The sequence below is a fragment of the Corynebacterium sp. HMSC11D10 genome (assembly GCF_001806995.1).
Lineage (GTDB): Bacteria > Actinomycetota > Actinomycetes > Mycobacteriales > Mycobacteriaceae > Corynebacterium > Corynebacterium coyleae.
The window spans coordinates 1-1,408 of the sequence record NZ_KV787032.1 but is presented as its reverse complement, the minus strand read 5'-3'; the positions used below and the strand labels follow the sequence as shown (position 1 = coordinate 1,408).

2 protein-coding genes are annotated in these 1,408 nt (G+C 60.1%); one reads left to right on the top strand and one right to left on the bottom strand.

Annotation, left to right across the window (positions count from 1 at the left end; genetic code table 11):
• Positions 1-112 precede the first annotated feature (112 nt).
• Complete coding sequence (locus HMPREF3120_RS03170; RefSeq protein WP_167617571.1) at positions 113-955, bottom strand: HtaA domain-containing protein; 843 nt, start codon at positions 953-955, stop codon at positions 113-115.
• A 134-nt stretch (positions 956-1,089) separates the two neighbouring features.
• On the opposite strand from HMPREF3120_RS03170, the gene HMPREF3120_RS03165 reads away from it, so the two are divergent.
• The coding region (locus tag HMPREF3120_RS03165) for an HtaA domain-containing protein (RefSeq protein WP_210384489.1) at positions 1,090-1,408 on the top strand (319 nt) is incomplete at its 3' end.

Genomic DNA, 1,408 nt, shown 5'->3' with positions numbered 1-1,408 from the left:
ACGAGTACGGCTACTCCCACCAGGTGGTTCGCGTCGTCGAGGACATCGCGGGCGTGCGCCCGACCGTGTACCCGGCACGCAAGGATCCGGCTGAGATCCAGTAGCGCGCCAGCTACAGGGAAAGAGCGGGTGCAGGCGGCAGGCCTGGTATCAGGCCTGAGAACCACGCCGCGCCCGCGCCCAACAAAGCAAGCACAGCGAGCAGGGCACCAGCGATGCCGATCGTTTTCGCGTCGGCAGCCGCGCTGCCCTGCGCTTTGAACTGCTGCTCCTCAGACAGTGTCGGGGTGGGGGCCGATCCCTTGGAGTGAAACGCCAGGGTGAGGTTCAAACGACCGTCGTTAAGCGTAGTGCCCTCGTCATAGTTGAGCAGCGACGCCGCGCCACCAGCGGCGAGCGTAGGAGTCACTTCTGCTGTGTAGCCACCGCCGACGGTGGCAGTGATGGGGCGGGGGAGTGTGAACGTGGCCAAAGTGGCATCATCCGCGACCTTTCGCTCGGCTCGGGCGCCGGGAAGTCCTCCCTCGACGATGTAGTCGGCGGTGATGGCGGCGGTGGTCGACTCGGTCACGAGGATCTTGAGATCGTCGTAACGCAGATTCAGGCCCCACGTCCCGCCCTTGCCGAGACCGGCGTGGCCGTAGAAGTGCAGCGAGCCCTCCAAGTCAACGACCGTGCGATCCTGCTCAACGACGGTGCTGCGCGGGTTGACTGGGAATTCGAAGCCAGTCACCTTGCCTTTTGTGTCAGTGATTGCCTTGGTTCCTCCGGCGGTATGGATCTCGCCGCCGGCAATGCCTTGGACATAGCGTAGGAACGAGGCCTTGATGGGCCACGTGACGGTGCCGGAGGCTTCTACACCTGATCCGACGGGGGTTTCCGCGTTTGCAACGGGGGTAATCAGTGCGCTCAAAACGACTGTTGTGGCAGTGCACAGGGCGGCAGTTTTCCTCATGCTCAATAGGTTAGCCTGCATTTACTTACCATGCCCTTAATTCTGGAAAGTTTCTGGACAATACCCCCTATGGTAAGGCTTACCTCATTATGGTTAGCTTAGGCTTACCTATAGTCTATTTGGAGGGAGCTTCAATGAGGAAGAAGTTGTTTGTGAGCGCCGCTACCTTTGCGCTCGTTGCTGGGGCGGTGCCGGTGCCATCCGCGATCGCGGCTGAGGCGCTGCCAAATCTGCAAGATGCGCGCCTTGATTGGAACCTCAAGCGCAGCTTTTCCAACTACCTCACCGGCCCAATTGCACAGGGCAAGGTTGAGGTTACCGAACCAGGCGATCTGAATAACTTCGGCGGCTTCTTGGAGTACAACCCTCCGACGCAGCGTTTCCAGTCAAGCGAAGTTCCCCTGAAGTATGGCTTCAAATTCAACCCGGCCAACTCGAAGTTGGACGCCAATG